General features: G+C 61.2%; 18 protein-coding genes and 1 tRNA gene. 11 read left to right on the top strand and 8 right to left on the bottom strand.

What is annotated here, in order from left to right; genetic code table 11:
- The first annotated feature begins 151 nt into the window (after positions 1-151).
- The 3 genes from PG900_RS03890 to PG900_RS03900 are packed head-to-tail and all read left to right on the top strand — an operon-like array spanning position 152 to position 4,897.
- On the top strand, positions 152-2,074 hold the full coding sequence (locus PG900_RS03890; protein WP_011706273.1) for a PrkA family serine protein kinase: 1,923 nt from the start codon (positions 152-154) through the stop codon (positions 2,072-2,074).
- A gap of 23 nt (positions 2,075-2,097) precedes the next feature.
- Positions 2,098-3,369, top strand: a complete 1,272-nt coding sequence (locus PG900_RS03895) for a YeaH/YhbH family protein (RefSeq protein WP_016350566.1) — start codon at positions 2,098-2,100, stop codon at positions 3,367-3,369.
- 10 nt (positions 3,370-3,379) lie between these two features.
- Positions 3,380-4,897 carry a SpoVR family protein gene (locus PG900_RS03900; RefSeq protein WP_226033462.1) on the top strand — a complete coding sequence of 506 codons (1,518 nt, stop codon included), beginning with the start codon at positions 3,380-3,382 and terminating at the stop codon, positions 4,895-4,897.
- A 64-nt stretch (positions 4,898-4,961) separates the two neighbouring features.
- Here the strand turns inward: PG900_RS03900 and fadR are convergent, their stop codons facing one another.
- The gene (gene fadR / locus PG900_RS03905; protein WP_016350565.1) at positions 4,962-5,675 is read right to left on the bottom strand and encodes a fatty acid metabolism transcriptional regulator FadR; all 714 of its coding nucleotides are present in this window, start codon (positions 5,673-5,675) and stop codon (positions 4,962-4,964) included.
- A gap of 333 nt (positions 5,676-6,008) precedes the next feature.
- Between fadR and nhaB the strand changes: the two genes are divergently transcribed.
- Positions 6,009-7,589, top strand: coding sequence for a Na(+)/H(+) antiporter NhaB (gene nhaB, locus PG900_RS03910; RefSeq protein ID WP_016350564.1), 1,581 nt, complete (start codon positions 6,009-6,011; stop codon positions 7,587-7,589).
- Between the two features lie 85 nt (positions 7,590-7,674).
- The gene (gene dsbB, locus PG900_RS03915; RefSeq protein WP_016350563.1) at positions 7,675-8,196 is read left to right on the top strand and encodes a disulfide bond formation protein DsbB; all 522 of its coding nucleotides are present in this window, start codon (positions 7,675-7,677) and stop codon (positions 8,194-8,196) included.
- Positions 8,197-8,284: 88 nt separating this feature from the next.
- On the opposite strand, the gene PG900_RS03920 is transcribed toward dsbB, so the two are convergent.
- The 3 genes from PG900_RS03920 to uvrB all read right to left on the bottom strand — a co-directional run bounded on the left by PG900_RS03920 (position 8,285) and on the right by uvrB (position 11,373).
- The gene (locus tag PG900_RS03920) at positions 8,285-8,938 is read right to left on the bottom strand and encodes a DedA family protein (protein WP_011706279.1); all 654 of its coding nucleotides are present in this window, start codon (positions 8,936-8,938) and stop codon (positions 8,285-8,287) included.
- Positions 8,939-9,094: 156 nt separating this feature from the next.
- Positions 9,095-9,364: a YkvA family protein gene (locus PG900_RS03925; protein WP_270830954.1), complete on the bottom strand. Its 270-nt coding sequence runs from the start codon at positions 9,362-9,364 to the stop codon at positions 9,095-9,097.
- On the bottom strand, positions 9,361-11,373 hold the full coding sequence (gene uvrB, locus PG900_RS03930; RefSeq protein ID WP_270830955.1) for an excinuclease ABC subunit UvrB: 2,013 nt from the start codon (positions 11,371-11,373) through the stop codon (positions 9,361-9,363). The genes PG900_RS03925 and uvrB overlap by 4 nt, the downstream gene beginning before the upstream one ends.
- Before the next feature lie 135 nt (positions 11,374-11,508).
- Between uvrB and PG900_RS03935 the strand changes: the two genes are divergently transcribed.
- The 6 genes from PG900_RS03935 (at position 11,509) to PG900_RS03960 (ending at position 19,032) form a co-directional block, all read left to right on the top strand.
- A tRNA-Asn gene (locus PG900_RS03935) sits at positions 11,509-11,584 on the top strand.
- 775 nt (positions 11,585-12,359) lie between these two features.
- Positions 12,360-14,045, top strand: coding sequence for an aspartate:alanine antiporter (locus PG900_RS03940; protein WP_011706282.1), 1,686 nt, complete (start codon positions 12,360-12,362; stop codon positions 14,043-14,045).
- Between the two features lie 213 nt (positions 14,046-14,258).
- On the top strand, positions 14,259-15,791 hold the full coding sequence (locus PG900_RS03945) for a lytic transglycosylase F (RefSeq protein ID WP_270830956.1): 1,533 nt from the start codon (positions 14,259-14,261) through the stop codon (positions 15,789-15,791).
- A gap of 229 nt (positions 15,792-16,020) precedes the next feature.
- Entirely contained in the window at positions 16,021-16,986 is a 966-nt protein-coding gene (locus PG900_RS03950; RefSeq protein WP_029301042.1) for a tripartite tricarboxylate transporter substrate binding protein, read from the top strand.
- Between the two features lie 42 nt (positions 16,987-17,028).
- The gene (locus PG900_RS03955; protein WP_010634132.1) at positions 17,029-17,490 is read left to right on the top strand and encodes a tripartite tricarboxylate transporter TctB family protein; all 462 of its coding nucleotides are present in this window, start codon (positions 17,029-17,031) and stop codon (positions 17,488-17,490) included.
- 9 nt (positions 17,491-17,499) lie between these two features.
- Positions 17,500-19,032, top strand: coding sequence for a tripartite tricarboxylate transporter permease (locus tag PG900_RS03960; RefSeq protein ID WP_270830957.1), 1,533 nt, complete (start codon positions 17,500-17,502; stop codon positions 19,030-19,032).
- Between the two features lie 78 nt (positions 19,033-19,110).
- On the opposite strand, the gene PG900_RS03965 is transcribed toward PG900_RS03960, so the two are convergent.
- The 4 genes from PG900_RS03965 to PG900_RS03980 form a co-directional block, all read right to left on the bottom strand.
- Entirely contained in the window at positions 19,111-19,776 is a 666-nt protein-coding gene (locus PG900_RS03965) for a response regulator (protein ID WP_270799182.1), read from the bottom strand.
- The gene (locus PG900_RS03970; protein ID WP_270799180.1) at positions 19,777-21,360 is read right to left on the bottom strand and encodes an ATP-binding protein; all 1,584 of its coding nucleotides are present in this window, start codon (positions 21,358-21,360) and stop codon (positions 19,777-19,779) included.
- Entirely contained in the window at positions 21,357-22,568 is a 1,212-nt protein-coding gene (locus tag PG900_RS03975; RefSeq protein WP_270799178.1) for an ROK family transcriptional regulator, read from the bottom strand. The genes PG900_RS03970 and PG900_RS03975 overlap by 4 nt, the downstream gene beginning before the upstream one ends.
- Before the next feature lie 131 nt (positions 22,569-22,699).
- Positions 22,700-24,367 carry a methyl-accepting chemotaxis protein gene (locus tag PG900_RS03980; RefSeq protein ID WP_270830958.1) on the bottom strand — a complete coding sequence of 556 codons (1,668 nt, stop codon included), beginning with the start codon at positions 24,365-24,367 and terminating at the stop codon, positions 22,700-22,702.
- Positions 24,368-24,406 lie beyond the last annotated feature (39 nt).

Genomic DNA, 24,406 nt, shown 5'->3' on the forward strand with positions numbered 1-24,406 from the left:
TCCCGCATTGGGTCGGGAAGTACCCTTGCAAATTTAAACCAATAGTTGGTGATGGATTACTGGGGGCTGTTGACTAGGCTTAATGAGGTAAACAGAACAAAAGTAGTGATCCACTCTTTTCAGGGTAAGCGACTATAACGAGGGCAAAGTTATGGGCATCTTCGAGCATTATCAACAGCGATATGAGAAAGCCAGGGAAGAGGAATACACCATCCAGGAATTTCTGGATATGTGTAAGCAGGACAAATCCTGCTACGCCTCCGCCGCCGAGCGTTTGCTGGTCGCCATCGGCGAACCGGAAATGATCGACACCTCGGTCAACCCCAGACTCAGTCGCCTTTTCTCCAACCGCGTCGTGGCACGCTATCCCGCCTTCAAAGATTTCTACGGCATGGAAGAGGCCATCGAACAGATTGTCTCCTATCTCAAGCACTCGGCTCAGGGCCTGGAAGAGAAGAAGCAGATCCTCTATCTGCTGGGGCCGGTTGGCGGTGGTAAATCCTCGCTGGCAGAGAAACTCAAATCCCTGATGCAAAAGGTGCCTGTCTATCGCATCAAGGGCTCACCGGTCAACGACCACCCCTTCTGCCTCTTTGACATCGAAGAAGATGGTGAGATTCTGGAGAAGGAGTACGGCATTCCGCGCCGTTATCTGCGCCCCATCATGTCCCCCTGGGTCGCCAAACGACTGCACGAGTTTGGTGGCGACATCACCAAGTTCAAGGTGGAGAAGGTCAATCCCTCCATCCTCGACCAGATCGCCATCGCCAAGACCGAACCGGGCGATGACAACAACCAGGACATATCCTCGCTGGTCGGCAAGGTGGATATCCGCATGCTGGAGCACTTTGCCCAGGATGATGCCGACGCTTACTCCTACTCGGGCGCGCTGTGCAAGGCGAACCAGGGGATCATGGAGTTTGTCGAAATGTTCAAAGCGCCCATCAAGGTGCTGCACCCGCTGCTGACCGCCACCCAGGAGGGTAACTACAACGGGACCGAGGGGCTCTCCGCCCTGCCCTTTGACGGCATCCTGCTGGCCCACTCCAACGAATCCGAGTGGCAGCAGTTCCGCAACAACAAGAACAACGAGGCTTTCCTCGACCGGGTCTACATCGTCAAGGTGCCTTACTGCCTGCGCGTGTCGGAAGAGGTGAAGATCTACGAGAAGCTGCTGGTCAACAGCGAGCTGACCGATGCCAAGTGCGCCCCGGGCACCCTTGAACTGCTGGGCCAGTTCTCCGTGCTGTCGCGCCTCAAGGAGCCGGAAAACTCGAGCCTCTACTCCAAGATGCGGGTCTATGATGGTGAAAGCCTCAAAGACACGGATCCCAAGGCGAAGAGCTATCAGGAGTATCGCGACTACGCCGGCGTGGATGAAGGGATGAATGGCCTGTCGACCCGCTTCGCGTTCAAGATCCTCTCCCGGGTGTTCAACTTCGATCACGCGGAAGTGGCAGCCAACCCGGTGCACCTCTTCTATGTGCTGGAGCAGCAGATCGAGCGCGAGCAGTTCCCGCAAGAGCTGCATGATCGCTACCTCGAGTTCATCAAGGGCTATCTGACCCCGCGCTATGTGGAGTTCATCGGCAAAGAGATCCAGACCGCCTACCTTGAGTCCTACTCCGAGTACGGTCAGAACATCTTCGACCGCTACGTCACCTACGCTGATTTCTGGATCCAGGATCAGGAGTACCGTGACCCCGAGACCGGCCAGCTATTTGACCGCGCGTCGCTCAACAGCGAGCTGGAGAAGATTGAGAAACCCGCCGGGATCAGCAACCCGAAAGATTTCCGCAACGAAATCGTCAACTTCGTGCTGCGTGCCCGGGCCAACAATGCAGGCCGTAACCCCAACTGGACCAGTTACGAGAAGCTGCGCACCGTGATCGAGAAGAAGATGTTCTCCAACACGGAAGAGCTGCTGCCAGTTATCTCCTTCAACAGCAAAACCTCAGCCGAGGAGCAGAAGAAGCACGATAACTTTGTCGAACGGATGATGGAGAAAGGCTACACCCGCAAACAGGTGCGACTGCTCTCCGAATGGTATCTCAGGGTACGCAAGTCATCCTGACCCTGACTGTTCAAGGGGGAGTTATGGCGCATTTTATCGACCGCAGGCTCAACGGCAAAAACAAAAGCGCTGTCAATCGGCAGCGCTTCATCCGCCGCTACAAGAAGCAGATCAAACAAGCGGTCTCTGATGCTGTCTCCAAGCGCAGCATCCAGGACGTAGACACAGGCGAGAGCATCAGCATCCCGACCAAGGATATCGGCGAGCCCCATTTCCATCAGGGGCAAGGCGGCAAACGGGAGATGGTGCATCCCGGCAATGACCAGTTCGTCTCCGGCGACAAGATTGACCGCCCCAAGGGAGGAGGTGGCGGTCAAGGCTCTGGCGAAGGGCAGGCTTCCAACCAGGGAGAAGGGGCGGATGACTTCGTTTTCCAGATCTCCAAGGATGAGTACCTCGATCTGCTGTTTGAAGATCTTGAGCTGCCGCGGCTGCAGAAGACCCAGCTCAACCAGCTGATGGAAGTCAAAACCTACCGGGCGGGCTACACCTCCAACGGGGTGCCCGCCAACATCAACGTGGTGCGTTCACTGCAAAATTCGCTGGCCCGTCGGATGGCGCTGCAGGCCGGCAAGAAACGCCAGCTGCATGAGCTGGAAGATAGGCTGGCCCTGCTGGCGGCAGATCCCAACGAACATTTTGCCGAAATAGCCCAGCTCGAGAAGGAGATCAGGGAGCTGAAAAGACGGATCGACGCGGTGCCGTTTATCGACACCTTCGATCTCAAATTCAACAACTTCGTCAAGCGGCCCGTCCCCTCCAGCCAGGCGGTGATGTTCTGCCTGATGGACGTGTCGGGTTCCATGGATCAGGCCACCAAGGAGATGGCCAAGCGCTTCTACATCCTGCTCTATCTATTCCTTAGCCGGACCTACAAAAACGTCGAAGTGGTCTATATCCGCCACCATACCCAGGCCAAGGAGGTGGACGAGCATGAGTTCTTCTACTCCCAGGAAACCGGCGGCACCATCGTCTCCAGCGCCCTCAAGATGATGAACGACATCATCAACGAGCGTTATCCTGCCCACCAGTGGAACATCTATGCGGCGCAAGCCTCGGATGGCGATAACTGGGCCGACGACTCGCCACAGTGCCGGGAAATCCTGGCGCGGGACATCATGCCGCGAGTGCGGTACTACTCCTATATCGAGATCACCACCCGTGCCCACCAGACGTTGTGGCACGAATATGAATCGGTCGCCAGCGAGTTCCCCCACTTCGCGATGGAACACATTCGCAAGGTAGAGGATATCTATCCGGTATTCCGGGAGCTGTTCAAGAAGCAAGCGGCGTGAGGGAGGTCATATGGTAGAAACCGCAAGAAAAGTCGCACCGCTGGACGATGGCCCGGACTGGAACTTCGACCTGCTGGACATTTACCATCAGGAGATAGCCCGGGTCGCCAAGTTCTATCGACTGGATACCTACCCCAACCAGATCGAGGTGATCACGGCAGAGCAGATGATGGATGCCTACTCCAGTGTCGGCATGCCCATCGGTTATCAGCACTGGTCATTCGGCAAGCGCTTCATTCACACCGAGCGAAACTACAAACGTGGCCAGATGGGGCTGGCCTACGAGATCGTCATCAACTCGGATCCCTGCATCGCCTATCTAATGGAGGAGAACACCATGCCGATGCAGGCACTGGTGATGGCCCACGCCTGCTACGGCCACAACTCCTTCTTCAAGAACAACTACCTGTTCAAGACCTGGACCGATGCCTCCTCCATCATCGACTATCTGCTGTTCGCCAAGAACTACATCACCGAATGTGAAGAGAAACACGGCATCGATGCGGTGGAAAAGCTGCTCGACTCCTGCCATGCCTTGATGAACTTCGGGGTGGATCGCTACAAGCGGCCCCAGAAGATCTCGCTGGCCGAAGAGAAGCGGCGCCAGAAGGCACGGGAAGACTATCTGCAGACCCAGGTCAACGAGCTGTGGCGAACCCTGCCCAAGCAGCACAAAGCCTCCGGGGTGGAGGACAGACGCTACCCGGCTGAACCACAGGAGAACATTCTCTATTTCATCGAGAAGAATGCCCCTCTGCTGGAGCCCTGGCAGCGCGAGATAGTGCGCATCGTGCGCAAGATCAGCCAGTACTTCTATCCGCAAAAGCAGACCCAGGTGATGAACGAAGGGTGGGCCACCTTCTGGCATTACACCATCCTCAATCACCTCTATGACGAGGGCAAGATCAGTGATCGCTTCATGATTGAGGTGCTGCACAGCCACACCAACGTGGTCTACCAGCCCCCCTACAACAGTCGCTACTACTCGGGGATCAACCCCTACGCCCTCGGTTTTGCCATGTTTACCGACCTGCGCCGCATCTGCGAGAACCCGACCGAGGAGGACAGATACTGGTTCCCCGATTACGCCGGCAGCAACTGGGTCGATACCCTGCATTTCGCCATGCAGAACTTCAAGGATGAGAGCTTCATCAGCCAGTTCCTCAGCCCCAAGGTGATGCGTGACATGAAGCTGTTCGCCATTGATGACGACGATCTGAAGAACTATCTCAAGGTCTCCGCCATCCACAATGACGAGGGCTACCGCCAGGTACGCAATACCTTGTCGGCCCAATACAACCTGAGCAATCTGGAGCCCAACATCCAGGTATTCAACGTGGCGGTGAAGGGCGATCGCTCGCTGACGCTGCGCTACGTGCCGCACAACCGGATCCCGTTGGGTGACTCACGTCACGAGGTGCTCAAGCATCTGCACCAGTTGTGGGGGTTCGATGTGGTGCTGGAACAGGACAATGGTGAACTGCCTGCCGATATCATCGGGCATTGCCCGGAGAAAAAACCGGCTTGAGCAACCAGCCATCCACCATAGAAAAACGCGCCATTCGGCGCGTTTTTCTTGTATCAGAATACCATCAGTTGTCGCACAGATTGCTCGGCATGTCCTGACGCAGACGGGTCCACAACTTGCCTGACTCGATGCCGTACTGACGTACCGTCATGAACACGGCTTCGTGATTCTTGGTCTCGGCCAGGTTCAGCAAGGTCTTGTAGTAGGCATCGGCTGCTTCACGGGCCTGCTTGTCGGAGAAGTAGTAACGGCCAACCCGGCTGTACAGCCCCTTGAAGCCGTTGAGGATCAGGGCATAAATCGGGTTGCCTGAGGCAAAGGAGAGCTGGTGGTGCAGGCGATAATCAAACTCTGCATACGCTTCCGGGGAGTTCTCTACCGCGTCGGCACCACGCAGGATCTCGGCGGCTTGCTCCGGATTGTTGCGGATCGCGCCACGAATGAAGATGGTGCAGATGTTGGTGCGCGCCGACAGCAGCTGGGCTACCAGGTCCGGCACCTTGTCCTGATCCAGCCTGGCCAGGGTCTCCAGAATGTTGAGTCCCGAGGTTTCCCAGAAGTTGTTCACCTTGGTCGGTTTGCCATGCTGGATGGTGAGCCAGCCATCACGGGCCAGACGCTGCAGCACTTCACGCAAGGTGGTTCGAGTCACACCAATCAGCTCGGACAGCTCACGCTCGGCCGGCAAGATGGATCCTGGAGGAAAGCGATTGTTCCAGATGGACTCGATGATATATTCCTCGGCAAACCCTGCAGGGCTCTGCGCTTTTATGACCATGTAGTGACTCTGTTGTAGTACGTAAAAAGGCTCACGAATAATAGCAAAGCAGGGAGGGCTGGCAAGCAGAAGGTCGGTCCTCTGCTCACATAAGCAGGCCATTTTGTTAAAAATATGTATTTATTCATGCGATGGGTGTCAGCCAACCCCATCGATTGTCGATAAAACGGCCAATCTCGTGGGCAAGGCCGACTATGTTATTTATAGTTAATGCTCTTTTTGATTAAAATCATGAGGAATCAATCTGATAAGGGACAACATCCGGATGTTCTGGTCGAGCCTGTCTTGACTGCATAGACGCAGATACCAACCACAACACAGAGACCCACTATTATGCCAATCAGCTTAGGGCAAGCCTTTGCCAGGAACTTTCTGGGCAATGCGCCCCAGTGGTACAAGGCCGCTATTCTTCTATTCCTGCTGATCAACCCGATCGCCTTTTACCTCGATCCCTTCATCGCCGGCTGGCTGCTGGTCGTCGAGTTCATTTTCACTCTGGCCATGGCGCTCAAGTGCTATCCGCTGCAACCTGGCGGCCTGCTGGCCATCGAAGCCGTGTTGATCGGCATGACCTCAGCCGAGCAGGTCAAACATGAGCTGGTGGCCAATATCGAGGTACTGCTGCTGCTGGTCTTCATGGTGGCCGGCATCTATTTCATGAAGCAGCTGCTGCTCTATGTGTTTACCAAGCTGCTGATCCGGATCCACTCCAAGACCCTGCTTTCATTGGCATTTTGTCTAGTCTCCGCCTTCCTGTCAGCCTTCCTTGACGCCCTCACCGTGATCGCCGTGGTGATCAGCGTCGCCACCGGTTTCTACGCCATCTATCACAAGGTCTCCTCCGGCAAGGAGTTCGGCAACCCGCACGATCATACCGATGATGACGCTGTCAATGAACTCAATCGCCAACATCTGGACGACTTTCGCGCCTTCCTGCGCAGCCTGATGATGCATGCCGCCATCGGTACCGCCCTCGGCGGTGTCTGCACCTTGGTAGGAGAACCACAGAACCTGATCATCGGCGAGCAGGCGGGCTGGAACTTCGGCGAGTTTGCCATTCGCATGTCTCCGGTCACGGTGCCGGTGTTCATCTGCGGCCTGCTCACCTGTGTTCTGGTCGAAAAGTGCCGCTGGTTCGGCTACGGCGCCAAGTTGCCGGACGCGGTACGCCGCATCATGGAAGATTACAACCGCTATGAAGAGGCCGGACGTACCGCCCAGGACAAGGCCAAGCTCATAGTGCAAGCAGCGATCGCCCTCTGGCTGATCCTGGGGCTGGCCATGCACCTAGCGGCAGTGGGCCTCATCGGCCTGTCGGTCATCGTGCTGGCCACCTCGCTCACCGGCATCACAGAGGAGCACTCCCTCGGCAAGGCATTCCAGGAGGCGCTGCCCTTTACCGCCCTGCTGGCCGTCTTCTTCAGCGTGGTCGCCGTCATCATCGATCAGCAGCTGTTCAAGCCGGTGATCCAGTGGGTGCTGGCCGCCGAGCCGGACGCCCAGCTCGCGCTCTTCTATCTGGCCAACGGCCTGCTCTCCATGGTCAGTGACAACGTCTTCGTCGGCACCGTCTACATCAACGAGGTGAAGACGGCGCTGCTCAACAACGCCATCAGCCGCGAGCAGTTCGAACTGCTGGCCGTGGCCATCAACACCGGGACCAACCTGCCGTCGGTGGCCACCCCCAACGGTCAGGCCGCCTTCCTGTTCATGCTGACCTCGGCGCTGGCACCGCTGCTGCGCCTCTCCTACGGGCGCATGGTGTGGATGGCGCTGCCCTATACCCTGGTGCTGGGACTGGTGGGTTTCTTCTCGGTGGAGATACTGCTCGGGCCGCTCACCGACTGGTTCTATCAGGCCGGCTGGCTGGTGCTCGACAATGTCACGCCGGCGGTGCTGCCCGCCCTGCATTGATACCATAAGGGCCCATGAGGGCCCTTTCCTTTTGGCCCCTGCTCTGCTCTAATTCAGCCACTGTTTTTTCTGTGAGATCAACCAGATGATAGAGTTTCTGCGCCGTATTGCCGCCCATCGCCTGGCCTGGAGTCTGCTTGCAGCCTCTGCCCTGTTCCTCGAGTTGAGCGCCCTCTTTTTCCAGCATGTGCTGGGCCTGCACCCCTGCGTCATGTGCGTCTATGAGCGGATCGCCACGCTGGGAGTCCTCACCGCAGGGCTGCTCGGCATGGTGGCGCCGCAGAAATGGTACGTGCGCTGGAGCGCTCTGCTGCTGTGGGGCTCCAGTGCCTTCTGGGGCCTGAAACTGGCGCTCAAGCATGTGGATTATCAGGTCAATCCCTCCCCCTTCAACGTCTGCGAAGGCTTTGTCGACTTCCCGAGCTGGGCGCCGCTGGATCAGTGGATCCCCTGGATGTTCTATCCGGATGGCGATTGCAGCGAGGTCACCTGGCAGTTCCTGAGCTTCTCCATGCCTCAGTGGCTGGTGGCCATCTTCGCCGCCTACCTGCTGGTGTTCGTCGTGGTGGCCATCGGCAATCTGGTCAAGGGACGCTGCTGCAGCTAAGCCCGATAGCAGTACATAAAAAGGAAGGGAGCCACTGGCTCCCTTCCTTTTTATGTCATTCGGCTTCATCAGCCAGGCAGCAGGGTGCTCAGGAAGCCGCCTTGCTGGCATTCATTCTGGCCTTCACCATGCCGATCACCATGGGCAGCAGCGAAATGCCGATGATGCCGAAGATGAGCAGGGTAAAGTTCTGACGCACCACCGGCAGATTGCCGAAGAAGTGGCCCGCATAGACGAATGAAAGGACCCACAACAGACCGCCCACCAGATTGAACGCCAGGAAGCGCGGGTAAGTCATGGCACCCATGCCCGCCACGAAGGGTGCGAAGGTGCGCACGATGGGCAGGAAGCGGGTGATGATGATGGTCTTGCCGCCATGCTTGGCGTAGAAGGCATGAGTCTTGTCCAGGTAATCCCGCCGAAAGATCTTGGAGTCAGGATTGCGGAACAGCTGCTCGCCGAAGAAGTGACCTATGGTGTAGTTCACCACGTTGCCGAGTACCGCGGCGATGATCAGCACGGCGGCCAGGGTATGCACATCCAGCACGCTACCCACGGTGAGCGCACCGGCGGCGAACAGCAGGGAGTCACCCGGCAGGAAGGGGGTTACCACCAGTCCGGTCTCGCAGAAGATGATCAGAAACAGGATGGCGTAAACCCAGATGCCGTAGTTTTCAAACAGCTCTTTCAAGTGCACATCGACGTGCAGGATAAAATCAATCGCAAACAGGATCAGATCCATTTTCTCATACCCATAAAGTGAACGGCGTGGAGTCTACGCCAATGCATTGAGCGCCACAATCTCCCCCACCATGCTCTTTCTTATCACGCCCAAACACAACCGGCATGACACTTTTCATCAAATCGATGGAGATGCAGCGGGCACGGCCAAGGCGGCCTACTCCCGCTCGGTGAGCGCCGCCCTCACAGCGCCGGGCAGGCATAACTCCCAACCCCACAACAAGAGCAGCAGCAGGGTCGCATCGTCGAGCCAGCCAACAAATGGCACCACATCGGGGATGAGATCCAGCGGGCTGACGCCGTAGAGCAGGACCAGGATCACCAGCCCCCTGGCCCACCAAGGGGTATCAGGGTGACGAAGACCGCGATAGAGGCGGCGCAGACGCCGCCAGATCAGCCAGCGTCGGGCACCCGGCAAGGCACTCAACTCTCGATCAACTCGTTGCGCAGCCGCTGGATCTGGTCTCGCAGCGCTGCCGCCTGCTCGAACTCCAGATCCCGTGCATGCTGGAACATCTGCTCCTCCATCCGCTTGATCTCCTTGCTGATCTCGCTGGCGGAGCGGGCATGGTACTCCCCTTGCGGCTCGGCGGCCTTGCGGCTGCCCCGCCCGCTCTTGCCCGCACTGCGACTGCCTCCCATGTCCATCACATCTCCCACCGACTTGTTGAGCCCCGTCGGGGTGATGCCGTGTTCCTGGTTGTGGGCATGCTGCAGGGCGCGGCGCCGCTCGGTCTCTTCGATCGCCACCTGCATGGAGTTGGTGATGGTATCCCCGTAGAGAATGACCTTGCCGTTGAGGTTGCGCGCCGCCCGGCCGATGGTCTGGATGAGGGAGCGGGTGGAGCGCAGGAAACCCTCTTTATCCGCATCCAGGATCGCCACCAGCGAGACCTCCGGCATATCGAGCCCCTCCCGCAACAGGTTGATCCCCACCAACACGTCGAACTTGCCGAGGCGCAGATCGCGAATGATCTCCACCCGCTCGACGGTGTCGATGTCCGAGTGCAGATAACGCACCCGCACCTCGTGATCCGCCAGGTATTCGGTCAGATCCTCCGCCATCCGCTTGGTGAGGGTGGTGACCAGCACCCGCTCCTCCACCGCCACCCGTTTGCGGATCTCGGAGAGCAGGTCGTCCACCTGGGTGGTGACCGGACGCACCTCGATCTCGGGGTCCAGCAGGCCGGTGGGGCGCACCACCTGCTGCACCACATCGCCGCCGGACTTCTCCAGCTCGTAGGGGCCGGGGGTGGCCGAGACAAACACCGTCTGCGGCATCAGCGCCTCGAACTCGTCGAACTTGAGCGGCCGGTTGTCGAGCGCCGAGGGGAGTCGGAAGCCGTACTCCACCAGGGTCTCCTTGCGGGATCTGTCCCCTTTGAACATGGCGCCGATCTGCGGCACCGTGACGTGGGATTCGTCGATGATGAGCAGGCCATCCCCCGGCAGATAGTCAAACAGGGTGGGCGGCGGCTCGCCGGGCGCGCGACCGGAGAGGTAACGGCTATAGTTCTCGATGCCCGAGCAGTAGCCCAGCTCCTGCATCATCTCGATGTCGAACTGGGTGCGCTGGCTGATGCGTTGTTCCTCCACCAGCTTGCCCAGCGACAACAGCTGCTCACGGCGGCTCTTGAGCTCCTCCTTGATGTGCTCGATGGCCCCCAGGATAGTCTCGCGCGGGGTAGCGTAGTGGGTCTTGGGATAGATGGTATAGCGTACCACCGTCTGCTCGATGGCGCCGGTCAGCGGATCGAACAGGGAGAGGCGTTCCACCTCCTCGTCAAACAGCTCCACCCGCAGGGCCAGCTTGTCCGATTCGGCGGGGTAGATGTCGATCACCTCCCCTCGCACCCGGAAGGTGCCGCGCTGGAAGGCCATATCGTTGCGGGTGTACTGCAGCTCGGCGAGACGGCGCAGGATATCCCGCTGATTGATCAGGTCCCCCACTTTCAGGTGCAGCATCATGCTGAGGTAGGCTTGCGGGTCTCCCAGACCATAGATGGCCGACACCGAGGCGACGATCACCACGTCGCGGCGCTCCAGCAGTGCCTTGGTGGCCGACAGCCGCATCTGCTCGATGTGATCGTTGATGGAGGCATCCTTCTCGATGAAGGTGTCGGTGGTCGGCACATAGGCTTCCGGCTGGTAGTAGTCGTAGTAGGAGACGAAATACTCCACCGAGTTGTCTGGGAAGAACTCCTTCATCTCGCCATAGAGCTGGGCCGCCAGGGTCTTGTTGGGAGCCAGGATCATGGTGGGGCGATTGAGGGTGGCGATGACGTTGGCCATAGTGAAGGTCTTGCCCGAGCCGGTCACCCCGAGCAGGGTCTGATGGGCAAGGCCGGATTCGATGCCATCGAGCAGCTGGGCGATGGCCTTTGGCTGATCCCCGGCGGGTTGAAACTGGCTGGCCAGCTGGAATAACTTGCTCATGACGACTCCCGGCAAAAAAACGCAAGAGCAGAAGTGTACTCCGAGATGGGGTGGACTGGGTATCCACTCTGCCGGAAGAAGCGACTATTGACCTCGAAATACGACCTCTGTATGATGCTCCTCCTTGCCTGATGTTCCCCCGTAGTTCAGTCGGTAGAACGGCGGACTGTTAATCCGTATGTCACTGGTTCAAGTCCAGTCGGGGGAGCCAATCTCCTCACCATCTCGGTGCAAGTTATCCACTTTAGTGCTTTCCTCTGCCAATTTTAATGCACAAGCCGCCTCCCGCGGTGACGCCTCCCTTTTGATTCCGCATCCGCCCCGGCAGCGTTTTGTTCTGCTGCGCATAAGTATTTGATTTTTATAGAAACAATTTATCTCAGGTATTTTTTGAACAGTCCTTGCAGCCCAGTATTGGCGCGGGATACAGCCTAATCACCAAGTTTCATGAACAGGGTTATCCACAGATTCTGTGGGTAAGTAGAGCAAAGCCAATGACGGCCTAGGCTGGCAGGCCATTGCCAGCGACGGGCGATGTTTTTCCCTGCCGACCTGATTTTCTGCTGTTTTTGGTCACCCCCCTGAATGGGTTGCCATCGCCGCCGACAGATGCCTTTTGCAGATATCTTTTCGCCATCCCGCACAACGTGGGTCACTCCCTCTCGACACCCACCTATCGGCTCACGGACTCATGTCACCCCCTTCAGTCAGATGTGCTGAAAAACCAGGAAACCGCCCTGTCAAACAGCAGAGAATAAATTTTCAAGCAGAGCGGAAAGACGAGGATCACAGATAGCAGGAATCACTAATTGACAGCGGGGCTGGCAGAGGGAAATAGAGGTCATCACCAGACCCGCCCCGCAGTTTCCCTCACACAGGCGGGGCGAGTGGCGGGTTAGTGCCGATTAATCCTCCTTTGACGCTTCTTTATTGGTGAGGGATCCGGCACAATATCGGCCCCACTTTTTTCCTCGGTTTTTCCGGGCATGACCATAGATTTTGTGACACTGCTACATCAAAGCGACTCCCTGCTGCTGTTCGTGGTACTGGCCTTCGGCCTGCTGCTCGGTAAAGTCAGGTTCGGCAACTTCCAGATCGGCAACACCATCGGCGTGCTGTTTACCGCCCTACTGTTCGGCCAGATGGGCTTCGAATTCACCGCCACCACGGAGAACGTCGGCTTCATGCTGTTCATCTTCTGCGTGGGGATAGAAGCGGGGCCGCACTTCTTCAGCGTCTTCCTGCGTGACGGCATCCACTACATCACCCTCACCCTGGTGATCCTGCTGACCGCCCTCTTCCTCACCGTGGGGCTGGCCAAGTTCTTCAACCTGGGGCCGGGCATGGCGGCCGGCATCCTGGCCGGCTCGCTCACCTCGACCCCGGCGCTGGTGGGCGCCCAGGATGCCCTGCGCAGCGGCCTGCTCAACCTGCCCCATCAGACCGACATGCAGTCGGTGCTCGACAACATGGGCATCGGCTATGCACTGACCTATCTGGTGGGGCTGGTCGGCCTGATGCTGGTGGTACGCTACCTGCCTTCACTGGCACGGCTCGACCTCAACACCGAGGCGCAAAAGATCGCCCGCGAGCGCGGCCTCTCCGACAACGAGAGCCGCAAGACCTACCTGCCCATCATCCGTGCCTACCGGGTCGGCCCGGAACTGGCGGCCTGGATCGGTGGCCGCACCCTGCGCGAGACCGGCATCTACCCCCACACCGGCTGCTACGTGGAGCGGATCCGCCGCAACGGCATTCTGGCGAGCCCGGATGGCGATGCCGTCATCCAGGAAGGGGACGAGATCGCCCTGGTGGGTTACCCCGAGAGCCACGAGAAGCTCGACGTCAACTACCGCAACGGCAAGGAGGTGTTCGACCGCAACCTGCTTGACCTGCAGATCGTCACCGAAGAGATAGTGGTGAAAAACGATGCGGTGGTGGGTCGCCATCTGGTCGAGCTCAACCTCACCGAGAAGGGCTGCTTCCTCAACCGGGTGGTGCGCTCCCAGATAGAGATGCCCTTTGATCGCAACATCATGCTGCAAAAGGGTGACGTGCTGCAGATCAGCGGCGAGAAGCAGCGGGTCAAGCTGCTGGCCAACAAGATCGGCTTCATCAGCATCCACAGCCAGACCACGGATCTGGTGGCCTTCACCACCTTCTTCGTGCTGGGGCTGCTGATAGGCTCCGTCTCCCTGGTGTTCGGCCAGCTGGAGTTTGGGCTGGGCAACGCCGTCGGCCTGCTGCTGGCGGGGATCCTGATGGGCTACCTGCGCGCCAACCACCCCACCGTTGGCTACGTGCCGCCGGGCGCCCTGCGTCTGGCCAAGGATCTCGGTCTGGCGGTATTCATGGTGAGCACCGGCCTCAAAGCCGGCGGCGGCATTCTGGATCACCTGAGCCAGGTCGGTGCCGTGGTGCTCTTCTCCGGCATGCTGGTGACCACCTTGCCGGTGCTGGTGGGCTACCTGTTCGGGGTCTGGGTGCTGAAGATGAACCCGGCCCTGCTGCTCGGCGCCATCACGGGGGCCCGCACCTGCGCCCCGGCCATGGACGTGGTGAACGAGGCGGCCAACAGCTCCATCCCGGCGCTCGGCTATGCCGGCACCTATGCGGTGGCCAACGTCATGCTGACCCTGGCGGGCTCCTTCATCATCGGCTTCTGGTTCTAGCGCCAACGGTCTAGCACCAAGCCCGCCAACCCAAGGGGAGCCGTTATGGCTCCCCTTTTCGTTTATGCCGCTCTCCTTTTCGCCTAAGCCCCACCACCTCGCCCCCGCAGGATAGGGCCTATAGTGCTATGTGCCCCTCACCGACCAAACCCAATGAGCTAAAGCGCCCGCCCCATGCCGCTTACACTCAATGAAACACACGAGGGCATCGTCATGATACGGTTATGGATCCTTCTGGGCTGGCTGCTGTGCGGCCCGCTGCAGGCCGCCACGCCAGCGCAAACCTCCCCCGCAGAGGAAGCCGAGCCCGAGCCGGCCGCCCTGGCTTTTAGCAGCGATCAGCTGGCCCAGTCCCTGCTCGGCGATCTGGATGCCATGCTGGCACGGCGCACCATCCGGGTGCTCACCACCTACAACAAGACCGGCTATTTCATCTACAAGGGGGTGCAGCGGGGTGTCACCTACGATGCCTTCATCGAGGTGGAGAAGCGGCTCAACGAGCAGTTACGCAAGCAAAAGAGCCTCAAGCGCCATCTCAAGCTGCACCTGGTCTTCATCCCGGTAGCGCGCGAGGCCCTGCTGGAAGCCCTCATCGCGGGCAAGGGCGACATCGCCGCCGCCAATCTCACCATCACCGAGCAGCGCAAACTGCAGGGGGTGCTCTTTACCGACCCTCTGCTGGAGAACGTGCGGGAACTGCTCATCTCAGGACCTGCCTCTCCCAAGGTAGAGAGCGCCGCCGATCTCGCCGGCCAACGGGTCTATGTGCGCCCCTCCTCCAGCTACTTCGAGAGCCTCACGGCCTACAACCAGGCGCGCAAGGCGGCGGGAGAGCCGCTTGTCGACATCCAGCCGGCCCCGGAGGCGCTGGAGGATGAAGATCTGGTGGAGATGGTCAATGCCGGCCTGCTGCCCTTCATCGTCATGGATGAGCACAAGGCCCGGTTCTGGCAGAAGATCTTCCCCGCCATCCGCATCCATGAGCAGCCAGTGTTCCGCCAAGGGGGGGTCATCGCCTGGGCGGTGCGCAAGGAGAGTCCGCAGTTGCTGGCCATGCTCAATGAACAGATAGCCGCCCTGCGCGGCAAACACAGCGGTGACGCCATCCTGGCCCGCTATCTCAAGCAGAACAAGTTCGTCAAGAGCGCCGCCGCCGACGCCGAGCGCCAGAAGTTTCTGCAGGTGGTGGATCTGTTTCGCGAATATGGCGAGAAATACGAGGTGGACTGGTTGCTGATGGCGGCCCAGGGCTATCAGGAGTCGGCCCTCAATCACAAGGCGCGCAGCCACGTCGGCGCCATCGGCATCATGCAGATCATGCCCGCCACCGGCAAGGGGCTCAAAGTGGGCGACATCCGCCAGCTCGAGCCCAACATCCACGGCGGCGTCAAATACATGCGCTGGATGATCGACCACTACTATGCAGACGAGCCCATGACGGCCCTCGACAAGGCGCTCTTCTCATTCGCCTCCTACAACGCCGGCCCCGCCAGGGTGGCACGGCTGCGCACCGAGGCCAAGAAACGGGGGCTGGATCCCAACGTCTGGTTTCACAACGTCGAGTACGTGGCGGCGGAGAAGATTGGGCCGGAAACCGTGACCTACGTGGGCAACATCTACAAATACTACATCGCCTACAAGCTGGTGATGGAGCAGTTGCAGCGCAGGCAGCAGGCGACCGAGGCCATCAAGCAGCAGGGCACCGGCGGCGACCAGGTCTCCGCCGCACCCGCATCACAGGGATAAGCCAGATCGTCATCCGCGAGGCTCCCGTCAGATGGGGAGCCGCGCGCCTTTTCAGCCGTCACCGCAGTACCATTCTGACGACCTTCAGCCCCGTCATGACCCTGCCTCACCCTGCCGTGACCAGAATGAACACAATGACCACAACAGCCTTAATAGCCATTACGGTCAGATTGTTTGCCGACCAATCGCGATTAATTAACCTTCCTGCAACAATCACAAGGAGTACACCATGTTGCAAGGAACCCTCAAACGCACGTTGCTCTGCTGCCTGCTGGGCGCCAGCCTCGGCGCCCAGGCCAAGATCGACGAAATCCACTTCCTCATTCCGGGCGGTGCCGGCGGCGGCTGGGACAACACCGCCCGCGGCACCGGCGAGGCGCTGACCAAATCCGGCCTCATCACCACCGCCTCCTACCAGAACATCTCGGCCGGTGGCGGTGCCAAGGCCATCGCTCACCTCATCGAGACCTCGGCCCAGTCCGACAAGACCCTGATGGTCAACTCCACCCCCATCATCGTCAAATCCCTCTCCAAGGAGCTGCCGCAATCGTTCCGGGATCTCACCCCGGTGGCCGCCATCATCGCCGACTACCAGGCGCTGGCCGTGCCGCTGGACTCCCCCTATCAGAGCTGGCCCCAGCTGCTGGCCGCCTATCAGGAGAACCCCGCCAAGGTGAAGATTGCCGGCGGTTCCGCCCGTGGCAGCCTGGATCATCTGGTGGCGGCCATGACCTTCAAGAATGCCGGGGCCGATGCCGGCAAGCTGCGCTACGTGGCCTATGACGCCGGTGGCAGCGCCATGGCGGCGGTGCTGGCAGGAGAAACCCAGGTGCTCTCCACCGGCTTTGGCGAGGCGATGGAGGCGGTCAAGTCGGGCCAGATGCGGATCCTCGGCATGACGGCCCCGACCCGGATGCCGGATGCGAGCGAGGTGCCCACCTTCAGCGAGCAGGGCAACCCCACTGTCTTTGCCAACTGGCGCGGCTATTTCGCCTCCCCCGCCGTCAGCGCCGACAAGTCGGCCGAATTCGCCGCCCTGCTCAAGCAGATGTATGACAAGCCGGAGTGGGAGACGGTCCGTGCCCGCAACAACTGGACCAATCTCTATCAGGCCGGCCCCGAGTTCACCGCCTTTCTGATCCAGCAGGAGCAGCAGATCGGCGGCCTGATGCGCGAACTCGGCTTCATCAAGTAATCCCACTGTCGGCGGGCCTGGCCCGCCCATCGGAGTCATCCCATGCATTTGACCAAAGAGCGACTCGGGGGGCTGCTGTTTTTGCTGCTCTCCCTCGCCTACGGCTATCACGCCACCCAGATCCCCGGCTACCCCGGGGATGAATATGAACCCTTCACCGCCAGCACCCTGCCCTATGCCCTGGCCGGCGCTGGCGCCCTGCTCTCCCTGCTGCTGATCTGCTTTCCGGGCGGCGAGCGGCTGCAGCGGGAGAGCGGCAACTGGCGGCTGGTGTTTGCCCTGTTGCTGCTGATGCTGGCTTACGGCCTGGCCCTTGGCTGGCTCGGTTTTTTGGTCGCCACCACCCTGTTTCTCATCGGCGGGATCCGGCTGATGGGCGAGCAGAGCCTCGCCTTCGCCTGCAAGGTGAGCCTGCCGTTCACCCTCATCTTCTGGGCCCTGCTCACCAAGGGGCTCAACGTCTACCTCGAGCCGGGCCGGCTGTTCACCCAGTTGCTGGGATAAGGAGAACCCATGTTAGACGGCATTCTACAAGGACTGGGCACTGCCATGATGCCCATCAACATCTTCATGGTGATCGTCGGCTGTTTCGTCGGCACCTTCATCGGCATGCTGCCGGGCCTTGGGCCCGTCACCGCCATCGCCCTGATGATCCCCATCACCTACGGGCTGGATCCCGCCTCCGGCATCATTTTGATGGCCGGGGTCTATTACGGCTCCATGTTCGGCGGTTCCACCTCCTCCATCCTGATCAACACCCCGGGCTGCTCCGCCAGCATGATCACCGCTATCGACGGCTATCCGCTGGCCTGCAAGGGGCAGGCGGGCAAGGCGCTGGCCATCGCCGCCTACGCCTCCTTCACCGGCGGCACCCTGTCGGCCATCTTCCTGATGGTGGCGGCGCCGCTGCTGGCCAAGGTCTCCCTCTCGTTCCAGTCGGCGGACTACTTCGCCCTGATGGTGCTGGGGCTCTCGGCTGTGGCGGCCTTTGCCGGCAAGGGCCAGGTGATCAAGGCGCTGATCATGGCGCTGTTCGGCATCATGCTCTCCACCGTCGGCATCGATCGCAGCGTCGGGGTGGACAGGTTCACCTTCGGTCTGCCGGACTTGCGCGACGGCTTCTCCTTCCTGCTGCTGGCCATGGCCACCTTCGCCCTGGCGGAGATCCTGATGACGGTGCTGCGCCCGGGCAAGGACACCAGCAAGGAGGAGGCACGCAAGATCCAGCAGCTCGGCTCCCTCAAGCTGAGCAGGGACGAGGTCAAAGAAATCGCGCCCCCCATTGCCCGCTCCTCGGTGATGGGTTTTCTCATCGGCGTGCTGCCGGGGGCTGGCGCCACCATCGCCTCCTTCATGGCCTATGGCGCCGAGCGCAACTTCGCCAGCAAGCGCAGGCAGGAGGAGTTCGGCAAGGGCAGCCTGACCGGCATCGCCGCGCCGGAAGCGGCCAACAACGCCGCCTCCAGCGGGGCCTTCGTGCCGCTGCTGACCCTGGGGATCCCGGGCTCCGGCACCACGGCGCTGATGCTGGGGGCCCTCATCGCCTACGGCATCCAGCCGGGCCCGCGACTGTTCATGGAGCACCCGGACGTGTTCTGGTCGGTGATCATCTCCATGTACCTGGGCAACGTGGTGCTGCTGATCCTCAATCTGCCGCTCATCCCCTATCTGGCCAAGATCCTGCAGGTGCCACGCCCCGTGCTCATCCCCATGGTGCTGCTGTTTTCGCTGATCGGGGTCTATCTGGTCTCCTTCAACACCATGGACATCTATGTGATGGCGCTGGTGGCGCTGATCGCCATCGGCCTGCGCCTGCTGGACTTCCCCATGGCGCCCATGCTGCTCGGCTTCATCCTGGGGGGCATGCTGGAGGACAACCTGCGCCGGGCCCTGGTGATCAACGACGGCTCCCTGAGCTTCCTGTGGGAGCGCCCCATCACCCTCGCCTTCACGCTGATCACCCTGGTGATGCTGCTGTTGCCGGTGTGGCAGTGGTGGCAGGCGCGCCGCGCACCGGCCGCCACACTGCAATCCGAGCCGAGCTGAGTTGGCGGATCCCACACAGCAAAAGAGCGCCGACAGGCGCTCTTTTTATTGGCAAGACGAGATGGGGGGCTATCTCGCTCAGGGCTGGCGATAACGCCGCTCCGGCCGGCCCACGGTGCCGTACTCCAGCTCCGGGCTCGCCAGCTGCTGCCCCACCAAAAACTCCAGATAGCGGCGCGCCGTGGTGCGGCTCACCCCGACCCGGTTGCCTATCTCCTCGGCGCTGGCCCCCTGCGATCCCAGCGCCGCCAGCACCCGCTGCAGGGTGAGCCCGTCGATCCCCTTGGGCAGGCCGCCCGCCGCCACCTGCTGCAACGGCGTCCCCAGCAGGGCGTCCACCGCCTGCTGATCGATGTCGGCCAGCGCCGCCAGGGCAGCGCGGTTCTGGCAATATTTGTCGAGGGTGTCGCGCAGCCGCTCGAACACCACGGGCTTGAGGATGAAATCCACCACCCCGAGCCGCATTGCCTCCTGCAGGGCGCCGGCCTCCCGCGCCGCGGTGAGCAGTATCACGTCGAGGGAAGCTCCCGCCTGGCGCAGCTCCCGCAGCAGGGCAAAGCCCTCGCCATCGGGCAGCCAGACGTCCAGCAGCACCAGCTCGGGCTTGAGGATCTCTATCTGCTCCCTGGCATCGAACAGAGTGAGCGCCACCCCCAGCACCTCGAAACCCGCCAGCCGCTGCACGAAGCGGCGGTGGATCTCGGCAATGGCCGGGTCATCCTCGACGATCAGGATCTTGATCACTCACACCTCCTTGGGAATGTAACAGACGACGCAACTCCCCTGCGCCGTGGCTTCGATGGTGATCTGCCCCTGCAGGGCATCCAGGGTCTTGCGCACCAGCGCGAGGCCGATGCCATGATCCGGCTCCGCCTTGCTGCTGACGCCCCGCTCGAACAGGCGATCCGCCAGCGCGGGATCGATCCCCCCCGCCCCGTCTTCCACCTCCAGAATGAGATCCTGGCCGAGATCGCTCAGCGCCACCCGCACCGGCCGGTAGGGGGCACCGTGGCGACGGGTCGCCTCGAAGGCATTGTCGATGAGGTTGCCCAGTACCGTCACCAGCTGGGAGCCGCTGACGCGAAGGGGAATGTCGTGCAGGCGCGAATCCGGGTCCACCTCCAACACCAGCCCCAGCTCGTGAGCCCTGTGGTATTTGCCGAGCAGCAGGCCGGCCACCTTGGGCTTGGCGATGGCGCGCAGCAGGAAGCTGAGCAGGCTCTGCTCGGTGGCCGCCTCCCGCCCGATGAAGGCGAGCGCCTCGCGGGTGGCCCCGAGCTCGATGAGCCCGGCGATGGTGCCGAGCTGGTTGTGGTGTTCGTGGGTCTGCACCCGTAGCAGATCGCTGTAGGCCTGCACCTGAGAGAGCTGGGCGCTCAGTTCGGCCAGCTCGTCCTTGCGCCGAAAGCTCGATACCGCGCCGATCAGCTTGCCATCGCGCACCAGCGGCAGCCGGTTGACGATGAGGGACTGGCCGTTGAGCACTATCTCCTCGTCAAACTGGGGGCGCGGATCCTGAATGAGGGAGAGCATACGGCTCTCCGGCAGCAGCCGGGTGACGGGTTGGCCGATGGCGGCCCGGGCCGTCTGCTCGTCAAGGCGCAGCAAGCGGATGCCATTGGGATTGAGGGAGGTGAGCCGGCCCTGCTCGTCGATGGTGAGGATCCCCTCGCGCACGGTGCGCAGGGTGCAGTCGAGTTCAGCATAGAGGCGGCCGATCTGCTCGGGCTCGAAGCCAAGGATGGCACGTTTGTAACGGCGGGCCAGCCAGGCGGCGGCCAGGCTGTTGAGCAGCACGATGAGCAGGGTCATGGCGAGGCCGAAACGCAGGAACCCCTGCAGATCCGCCTCGATATCCCGCACCAGATAACCGACCGAGACCACCCCGATGATCTGACCGAGCTCATCGCGGATGGGGCTCTTGCCGCGCACCGAGACCCCGAGGGACCCTTGCGCACGGGAGATGTAGGCCTCCCCCTGCAGCGCCCGCTTCGGATCATCCCCCATCATGGGTTGGCCGATGCGATCCGCATTGGGGTGCACCAGCCGGCGCGCGTCTTTGTCGCCGATGACGATGTAGCTGGCGCCGACTTCGGTGCGGATCCGCTCCACCAGCACGTTGAGACGGGCGGTGTCGGCCCGCTTCACCCCGGCCAGCACGCCCTGCTCGCGGGCCACCAGCCGCGCCACGTCGAGGGCCTGATCCCCCACCTCGCGGTAGCGCTGCTCGGACACATAGTAGTAACTGGCCCCGCTCAGCAGCACCAGCTGCAGCAGACTGACCAGACAGAGCATGAGGAGGATGCGTCCTTGCAACCCCAACTTCATGCCTCCTTGTCGCCTCGCAACAAGTCGAGCAGCAGGCTGCCGTCGCGCAGAGCCTTGTGCACCTGCACCGAGGTGGGTTTGGTGGGATCTTCGTAGAAGTGGGTGGATTCAATCTGCAGCCGCACCAGGTATTCGGCCGGCAATTGGCTTGCCAGCGACTGGTGCAGCATGGGGAACAGCAGCCGATCGGCGCGGGTGATTTCCCCCCCCAGCAGCAGCTTGCCCGGATTGAGCAGGCAGATGAGGTTGGAGAGCACCCGGGAGAGCCGCCCCGCCGCCTGATGGAGGATGTCCTGGCAGAGGCTGTTGCCCGCCAGCGCCAGCTCGCACAGCTCACGAATGGTAACGCTCTCCGGCAGATCGTACTCCTGCATCCGCTCGCGCAGATCCCGGTACTGGGCTTCGAGCGCCTGATTGGTCACTAGCGTGCAGGCACAGCCAAAGCCGCCGCAATAGCAGCGCTGACCGTAGGGCTCAAGCTGCAGGTGGCTGAGATCGCCGAGCAGGGCCGACTCGCTCTCGATGAGCTGGCCGTTGACCACCATGCCGACCCCGATGTCGTTGTGCACGAACACCAGTACCGCATCGGCGCAGTTCTTGGCGGCCCCCCACTCACGCTCGGCCTGGATCCAGGTGCGCACGTCGCCACTCACCAGCACGGGCACCGCGAAGGCCTCCTGCAGGGTGGGGCCGAGCGGCCAGTTGCGCAGATCGTAGAAGGGGAAGTGTTTGACCATGCCGGAGTGGCGCTCCACCTGGCCCGGCAGGCAGAGGGCGATGCAGGCGAGGCGCAGCGCCTTCTTGGGCAAGAAGCCCTCAATGGCCCGCACCAGGCTGGCCAGCAGGTCGGCGCGCTCCCCTTCGCTGAAGACATGGCGATGACGGGCGAGCGAGCGACCGGCCAGATCGAACAGCGCCATGTCCACATAGCCGCGGCCAAGGCGCATGGAGAGAAACTGGAAGCGGCGCTCATTGATGCGCAGCAGGATCTGGCGGCGACCGCGCCCCACCGAGCTCTCGCCACAGGTGACCACCAGACCGCCGTCGAGCAGCTCGCGGGTGATCTTGGTGATGCTGGCAGGCGAAAGGCCGGTCAAGCGGGAGAGATCGGTACGGGACAGCTCCTTGTGCTCCTCCAGGCTGGCGTAGACCAGGCCATAGTTGAGCTGACGGATCAAATCGATACTGCCTTTCACGATCTCATTCATAGGGTACGGGGCAAGGGCTGACACAGAGGGGGCCAATTTTCACATATTATTGGTCAATCCCCAAATAAAGTGCGGCCTGAACCGGGGTTCAGGCCGCATCTTGTGAGGGACATCCCCCTCTTGTCACCCCATCAGTAGCGGAACTGGGAGACCAGCTTGCGCAGTTTGTCGCCGGTGCTGGCGAGATCGCGGGTGGTGCTGTTGGACTCGACCGCCGCGTCGGTCAGCTCGCTGACGATCTGCTGAATGGCCACCAGGTTCTTGTTGATCTCCTCGGAGACCGCATGCTGCTCCTCGGCGGCAGTGGCTATCTGGATGTTCATGTCGTTGATGGTGCTGACCGCCATCACCATGCTGTCGAGGGAGGTGGCGATGTGGCTCGCCTCCTGCACCGTCTCCTGGCTGCGCTCCTCGCTCGCCTGCATCACGTCCACCGCCTGCTTCACCCCGCCCTGCAGGCGCTGCAGCATCTCGTTGATCTCCTTGGTGCTCTGCTGGGTGCGACCGGCGAGCGATCGGACTTCGTCCGCCACCACCGCAAAGCCGCGCCCCTGCTCGCCGGCCCGGGCCGCCTCGATGGCGGCGTTGAGCGCCAGCAGGTTGGTCTGCTCGGCAATGCCGCGAATGACCTCCACCACGGATCCTATCTTGGCGGTCTCCTGCGCCAGCTGCTCGATGACGCCGGAGGCGGTGTGCACCTCGCCCACCAGCCGGTTGATGCTGTTGATGGCGGTGCCCACCACGCCGCGAGCCGCATCGGATTCACGCGCCGCGTCGCTGGTGGCGGTGGCCGCGTTGGAGGCGCTGGCCGCCACTTCCTGGGCGGTGGAGCTCATCTCGGTCACCGCGGTGACCACCTGATCGGTCTCCCGGCTGTGGCCGTGCATCTGATGGTCATAGTGCTCGCTCAGGTGGTGCAGTTTCTCCACCGCGCTGAACAGGTGATTGCTGGTCTCCCCCACCTGGCTCACCACCGACTGGATCCGCGTCACGAAGCGGTTGAAGGCGGTGGCCAGCTGACCAATCTCGTCATGGCTCTGCACCTTGAGACGCTGGGTCAGATCCCCCTCCCCGTCGGCAATGTCGTTGAGGGCCGAGACCGCATCCGCCAGTGGCCGGGTGACCCGGTTGCCGATCACCACAGTCACCGCCAGGGTGATCCCCAGGATCACCAGGATCAGCAGCACGCTGCTCTGCAGCGAATCGTGCATGTTGCTCTCACGCTCGGTGCGCAGCACCGCCAGCTCATTGTCGATGTCGTCGATATAAAAGCCGGTGCCGATGACCCACTGGTACTTGTCGAGCACCAAGTTAAAGGAGAGCTTGGGCGCATCCCGGCCGATGGAGGGCTTGGCGGTCCAGTATTCGGAGAAGCCGTCCCCCTGGCGCGCCGCCTTGACGATCTCCTGGATCAGCAGCTTGCCCTTGGCATCCTTGTCCTGCCAGCGGTTCTTGCCTTCCATCTCGGGGCGGGTCGGCAGCAATACCGTATTGCCCTGGAAGTCGTAGACGAAGAAGTAGCCGTCACTGCTGTAGCGCAATGGCCGCAGGATCTCGGTGACCTGCTTGCGCGCTTCCGGGGTGTCTGGCTGATTGTAGGCAGTGTCGACGGCCGTCTTGGCCAGCATCAGGTAGCTGCTGAGCAACGCCTTGCGCTCCTTGATCGCATTCTCCCGCGCCACCACCAGATCGGCTTCCAGGTCACTCTTTGAAATCATGTAGTTGCTGAGATTGACCACCAGGGCCATCAGGAGCACGGGGACGGCTCCCAACAACAGAATTTTCTGCTTTAGCGTCATCTTTCACATCCTTGCAGCTATTTTTATGGGCGTTCCGTT

The organism is Aeromonas sp. QDB03, assembly GCF_027707985.1.
GTDB classification, from domain to species: Bacteria; Pseudomonadota; Gammaproteobacteria; order Enterobacterales; family Aeromonadaceae; genus Aeromonas; species Aeromonas hydrophila.

What these genes read in the sequence shown, in the direction of transcription:
- PG900_RS03890 (WP_011706273.1), top strand. Translation starts at nt 152, where the DNA reads ATGGGCATCTTCGAGCATTATCAACAGCGATATGAGAAAGCCAGGGAA.
- PG900_RS03895 (WP_016350566.1), top strand. Translation starts at nt 2,098, where the DNA reads ATGGCGCATTTTATCGACCGCAGGCTCAACGGCAAAAACAAAAGCGCT.
- PG900_RS03900 (WP_226033462.1), top strand. Translation starts at nt 3,380, where the DNA reads ATGGTAGAAACCGCAAGAAAAGTCGCACCGCTGGACGATGGCCCGGAC.
- fadR (WP_016350565.1), bottom strand. Translation starts at nt 5,675, where the DNA reads ATGGTCATAAAAGCGCAGAGCCCTGCAGGGTTTGCCGAGGAATATATC.
- nhaB (WP_016350564.1), top strand. Translation starts at nt 6,009, where the DNA reads ATGCCAATCAGCTTAGGGCAAGCCTTTGCCAGGAACTTTCTGGGCAAT.
- dsbB (WP_016350563.1), top strand. Translation starts at nt 7,675, where the DNA reads ATGATAGAGTTTCTGCGCCGTATTGCCGCCCATCGCCTGGCCTGGAGT.
- PG900_RS03920 (WP_011706279.1), bottom strand. Translation starts at nt 8,938, where the DNA reads ATGGATCTGATCCTGTTTGCGATTGATTTTATCCTGCACGTCGATGTG.
- uvrB (WP_270830955.1), bottom strand. Translation starts at nt 11,373, where the DNA reads ATGAGCAAGTTATTCCAGCTGGCCAGCCAGTTTCAACCCGCCGGGGAT.
- PG900_RS03940 (WP_011706282.1), top strand. Translation starts at nt 12,360, where the DNA reads ATGACCATAGATTTTGTGACACTGCTACATCAAAGCGACTCCCTGCTG.
- PG900_RS03945 (WP_270830956.1), top strand. Translation starts at nt 14,259, where the DNA reads ATGATACGGTTATGGATCCTTCTGGGCTGGCTGCTGTGCGGCCCGCTG.
- PG900_RS03950 (WP_029301042.1), top strand. Translation starts at nt 16,021, where the DNA reads ATGTTGCAAGGAACCCTCAAACGCACGTTGCTCTGCTGCCTGCTGGGC.
- PG900_RS03955 (WP_010634132.1), top strand. Translation starts at nt 17,029, where the DNA reads ATGCATTTGACCAAAGAGCGACTCGGGGGGCTGCTGTTTTTGCTGCTC.
- PG900_RS03960 (WP_270830957.1), top strand. Translation starts at nt 17,500, where the DNA reads ATGTTAGACGGCATTCTACAAGGACTGGGCACTGCCATGATGCCCATC.
- PG900_RS03970 (WP_270799180.1), bottom strand. Translation starts at nt 21,360, where the DNA reads ATGAAGTTGGGGTTGCAAGGACGCATCCTCCTCATGCTCTGTCTGGTC.
- PG900_RS03975 (WP_270799178.1), bottom strand. Translation starts at nt 22,568, where the DNA reads ATGAATGAGATCGTGAAAGGCAGTATCGATTTGATCCGTCAGCTCAAC.
- PG900_RS03980 (WP_270830958.1), bottom strand. Translation starts at nt 24,367, where the DNA reads ATGACGCTAAAGCAGAAAATTCTGTTGTTGGGAGCCGTCCCCGTGCTC.